Source organism: Streptococcus sp. VTCC 12886 (assembly GCF_049893425.1).
GTDB lineage: Bacteria > Bacillota > Bacilli > Lactobacillales > Streptococcaceae > Streptococcus > Streptococcus suis_AA.
This window is the reverse complement of the sequence record NZ_JBMVJB010000058.1, coordinates 1-4,757: the sequence shown is the minus strand read 5'-3', so window position 1 is coordinate 4,757 and position 4,757 is coordinate 1. Positions and strand designations below refer to the sequence as shown.

5 protein-coding genes and 1 pseudogene are annotated in these 4,757 nt (G+C 29.5%); 5 read left to right on the top strand and 1 reads right to left on the bottom strand.

The window, feature by feature from the left end:
- Positions 1–81 precede the first annotated feature (81 nt).
- Positions 82–264 (top strand): annotated as a pseudogene (locus ACPC57_RS11300) (hypothetical protein); the annotation flags it as partial.
- 169 nt (positions 265–433) lie between these two features.
- Here ACPC57_RS11300 and ACPC57_RS11295 read toward each other — a convergent pair.
- Positions 434–883: an Hsp20/alpha crystallin family protein gene (locus ACPC57_RS11295; protein ID WP_217374987.1), complete on the bottom strand. Its 450-nt coding sequence runs from the start codon at positions 881–883 to the stop codon at positions 434–436.
- Positions 884–1,237: 354 nt separating this feature from the next.
- On the opposite strand from ACPC57_RS11295, the gene ACPC57_RS11290 reads away from it, so the two are divergent.
- The 4 genes from ACPC57_RS11290 (at position 1,238) to ACPC57_RS11275 (ending at position 4,691) form a co-directional block, all read left to right on the top strand.
- Complete coding sequence (locus tag ACPC57_RS11290) at positions 1,238–1,462, top strand: helix-turn-helix domain-containing protein (protein ID WP_434065186.1); 225 nt, start codon at positions 1,238–1,240, stop codon at positions 1,460–1,462.
- A 143-nt stretch (positions 1,463–1,605) separates the two neighbouring features.
- Positions 1,606–2,388 (top strand): tryptophan-rich sensory protein, encoded by a 783-nt coding sequence (locus tag ACPC57_RS11285; protein ID WP_434066988.1) that lies wholly within the window; start codon positions 1,606–1,608, stop codon positions 2,386–2,388.
- A 74-nt stretch (positions 2,389–2,462) separates the two neighbouring features.
- Positions 2,463–3,878, top strand: a complete 1,416-nt coding sequence (locus tag ACPC57_RS11280; RefSeq protein ID WP_434066987.1) for a cryptochrome/photolyase family protein — start codon at positions 2,463–2,465, stop codon at positions 3,876–3,878.
- A gap of 18 nt (positions 3,879–3,896) precedes the next feature.
- Positions 3,897–4,691, top strand: a complete 795-nt coding sequence (locus tag ACPC57_RS11275; RefSeq protein WP_434066986.1) for a YbgA family protein — start codon at positions 3,897–3,899, stop codon at positions 4,689–4,691.
- The last annotated feature ends 66 nt before the right edge of the window (positions 4,692–4,757 follow it).

Genomic DNA, 4,757 nt, shown 5'->3' with positions numbered 1-4,757 from the left:
TCTAGACATATCTGTTCTCCTCTTTTCTTTAGTGTAGAACACTTTATTCTTCTGTCTAGTTTAGTGTAACCTATTCAAAGCATAGCAGATGAGATTGATAACCTGCGTGAATAACGTCAGACCCTTCTTGTAGAAGATGCCTCCCTTAGTGGCAAGAACGAGCGAATCAATGAGCTGATTGAATTTATCCGCAAGAACAAATTCCGCACCTTAGAATATGATGATAAGCTTGTAAGGAAGATCATCCAAAATGCTACGGTCTAGGGTGACCACTTTGTCATATCCTTTAAATCTGGTATTGAAATTAAAGTATGAAAAACTGAAGTAATTTTTTACAAAGAAAAGCACATCGAGATTAAATGACCGATGTGCTTTTCTTTAGTTTACTCAACATCAATAGTAATGCTAATGACCAATGTGCTTTTTCTTTAGTTTACTCAACCTCAATTGTAATGCTATTGTTTGGTTTTTCTTCTTTCGGAACAATAATTTTTAGTACTCCATTTTCAAGTTTTGCTTTAATAGCATCAGGTTTGGAATCTTCTAAATAAATTGAACGGCTCATAGAATTATAACGTCTCTCTTTGTGAATATAATTCTTTTCCTGTATTTCATTGGTTTCGTCTCTAATGATAGAAATTGTTAATTTTCCATCATTAAGTTGAAGATTGATGTCTTTTTTATCAACACCAGGCATTTCAGCTTCAATGAGGTATTCCTTGCCATTATCTTCGACATCCACTTTAAAAGTGTCGTAAGAGAGTGTTCGTCTGAATGGCCAATCATTTGAAAAAAAGTCATCAAGTAAGTTGTAGAAGTCACCACTACCAGTGTTTGTAGATAGTTCTTTGTTTTTTCTGTTAAAAGGTACTAATCCAGCCATAATGATCAACTCCTTTTTATAACGTTTTATTAGCACTCTATTGTGTTAAGTTCTAATTATTATATATCATAAAAAAACAATTATGTCAATATATTTTTTAATTTTTTTTTGAATTTTATTATTTTTGCGTAATGTAATTTAAGATATATAATTTTATATTTGAAAAATTTGAAACTTATTATTCTAAATAGATTAAAATTAAAGCATGAAAAAATTGATACTGATAGTAAATGAATATAGAGCAGAGTTAGGGGGTTTGTTTTGGCTTTACAACCATGATAATATTGCTGAATCTGTTGCATTTATCAACCAAATAGGTTTATAATATTATTATCGTAAATTTGGAGATGCTGTATGACTACGGCAGAAATGATTAAAGAACTGTGTGAGCAAATGAATATAAGTGTTTCCGAACTTGCTAGACGTATTGGCCAGACTCCACAGAATTTCAATAAAAAATTACAACGAGAAATAATAACCTTGGATGAGTCGAAAGCGATTGCAGATGTGCTTGGTGTCAAATTTGAGCAGTCTTTTATTTTACCAGACGGGAATGAAATAAAGACAGGTAACGAGTAAAGGAGGCAATCAATTTATGAATTAATAAAAAGAACTGGAAGCACTTGTATAAAAAATTGTCTAAATATAAAACAATATAGATAAAAGGAATTAATAGTTATTTTCAGTTTATCAAAAAAACATATATGAATAGGAGTATAAAAATGAAAGAAAGAAAAAAAGCAATTATAAATATATTACTATTATTTTTAACACTTGTAATAAATGCCCTCGGAGCCCTCGGCCTAATCAATGGCTATTCACAAAAAGAGGTATCTGACAGATATTTGACCCTGATAACTCCAAGCCCAACCACATTCAGTATTTGGAGCATAATTTATATTCTTTTAATTTTATCATGTATTATAATGGTAATTAGAAGTGATAATGATTACTATAAAAACGTTATAAATAGAATTACTTCGCTCTTCCGCTTTTCCAGTTTATTCAACATACTATGGATTATATCATTTTCTTATCTACAATTAGAATTGTCAGTTATTTTTATTGTTGCCTTCTTATTTTCGCTATCATTAATATTAGAAAAATTATTATCAATAAAATCTAAAGGGCATTTTATAATACCTTTATCATTTGGACTGTATGCCGGTTGGCTTTTTATAGCAACAGTTGTAAACATATCTGCAACTTTGGTTAAACTCAACTGGAATGGATTTGGAATATCTGACACTTTGTGGGCTTTTACAATCTTAATAGTAGCTGTAGTGATTGTATTTCTAATCAACGTAAAAAATAAAAACGCTGTATTCCCTTTACCGATAGCCTGGGCTTATTTTGGAATCAATACTTTTCTTAAATCAAGCCAAGGCTTTTCGGGGTCGTATCCTATATTAGAAAAAGCATCTATAGTAGGGATGATTTTACTTATAATGATATCAATTTTTAGATTTTATAAAAACAATTACAAAATTATTCCTACCACTTAAACTTAGTTTTTCTATTAACATATTTAATAAGATAATAAAATACAAGCCTAAACGAATAGGCATAGGAGAGCAACGTGGGAAATTCTGTTTTATGGATAAGAAATGATTTTAGATTTCATGATAATACCGCGCTAATTAGTGCTATCAATGACATAAAAGATAATGAAAATCTTATATTTATATATCATTTAGATCCTGAGCTAATAAAGATTGAAACGACAAGTTATGCTTATTTTTTTTCTTCGTTGAATAGCTATTATGAAAGTTGTTTAAAAAAAGGTCTGGATATTTATTTTTTATATGGAGAAATTTTAACTTGTTTTGATACACTTCTCAATGAATTTAGTAACATAGACAAAATATATTATAATATTATTGAATGCGGATATGGGAAATCTCAAGAACAAAAGTTGAATAGATTCCTAAAAAGAAAAAACGTTGAAGTTTTCTCATTTTATGACCATCATTTACACTCAGCAAACAAAGTATTGAAAGAGGACAATTCTAATTATAAAGTTTTTACACATTATTATAATAAATGGATGAGTAGCAAAAAACCTGAAGAACAGAATATTGATTATGCTAAACTATCTGAGATTATATTAAGCGATTTCAGTAAAAAAGATCCTATTGGTAAAGAAAAGTTTATTGAATTTAGAAATCTTTTGAATAATGACTTTTCTATGTTTACAGGAGAAGAGAAGGCTAGAGAATGCCTTGCTGATTTTATGAAAGCTAAACTTTGTAGTTACAACGAAAATAGAGAATATCCGTTTCTTGATGGAACAAGTCATTTATCGCATTATTTAACAACAGGTCAGTTGTCTGTCAGAGAAGTATTCAATGCTGCAAAAATGATGCCTTTTTCTCTGGGACAAGAAATATTTATTAAAGAGCTAGCCTGGAGAGATTTCTATAATATGATATACTATTTTCATCCAAATCAGCACAATGAAGAGATAATTGAAAAATATAGATATATTAATTGGGAATATGATGAGGAAAATTTTATAAAATGGAAATCTGGACTAACTGGATTCCCTTTAATAGACGCAGCAATGCGCCAACTTAGAGAAGAAGGTTGGATGCACAATCGTCTTAGAATGATTACCGCTTCTTTTTTAATTAAAGACTTACTGATTGACTGGAGGCTAGGCGAAAAATATTTTTCTGAAATGCTCATAGACTATGATATTGCCTCTAACATTGGCGGGTGGCAATGGGCTGCATCTGTAGGAACTGATGCAGTCCCTTACTTTAGGATTTTTAACCCAATCACTCAAAGTAAGAAGTACGATCCTGAAGGTAAGTTTATAAAAAGGTATGTAAAGGAATTGGAAGATATTCCAACACAATATATACATGAACCCTTTAAATTTAAGAAACAACTAGAAGAAAACTACGGTATTGATATAAAAAAATTGTATGTAAGCCCTATCGTAGATCATAAAACGCAAAGACAAAAAGCGTTAGAAATGTTTAATATATAAATATTTGGAGGAAATGAAGTGAAACCAAAAATCTTAATAAGTAAGTGTTTAGGTTTTGATAATTGCAGATATGATGGTTCTATTGTACAATTCAATCTATTAGATAAAATGAAAGATCAAATTGAATTTATTCCACTGTGCCCTGAGATAGAAATTGGTTTAGGATTACCAAGAGAAAGTCTGCGTTTAATTAAAGTGCAAGACGGTATAGAATTAGTTCAACCTAAATCTAAAAAATATTTAACGTATGATATGAAAAAATATTCCCAAGAGATTCTTAAAAATATTTCCGATATAGATGGAATTATATTAAAAGGACGATCACCATCTTGTGGGATAAAAGATGTTAAAGTATACTCGGGTATGGAAAAATCTCCTGTAATCGGAAAAAGTATGGGTTTATTTGCGGCTGAAATGGAAAAGCATTTCCCTTATTTGCCAATTGAAGAAGAAGGGAGATTAACAAACCTGATAATAAGAGAGCATTTTTTTACAAAACTATATGCGATTTTTAATTTTAAAAAAATGGCACAAAATAAATCTATAAAAAAATTAGCGGATTATCATGCAAAAAATAAATATTTATATTTTGCTTATAATCAAACATTAAAAAACAAATTAGGGTTAATTGTTGCAAATCATGAAAAATTAGAAGCAAATATAGTGTTAGATAATTACTTTAAAGAAATGGTAAAATTATTTTCGAACCTACCTTCTAAAAAGAATTACATTAATGCTTATCAACATATATTTGGGTATTTTTCGAAATTCGCGAGCAAAGAAGAAAAAGTGTTTATCTTACAATTGACCTGATATAATTAAGTTGTAACACCTGTGTATAGTTTGGTAAAATACATACATAATCCAAGGAGATGTTAC

Coding starts and splice junctions, on each gene's coding strand:
- ACPC57_RS11295 (WP_217374987.1), bottom strand. CDS start 883: ATGGCTGGATTAGTACCTTTTAACAGAAAAAACAAAGAACTATCTACA.
- ACPC57_RS11290 (WP_434065186.1), top strand. CDS start 1,238: ATGACTACGGCAGAAATGATTAAAGAACTGTGTGAGCAAATGAATATA.
- ACPC57_RS11285 (WP_434066988.1), top strand. CDS start 1,606: ATGAAAGAAAGAAAAAAAGCAATTATAAATATATTACTATTATTTTTA.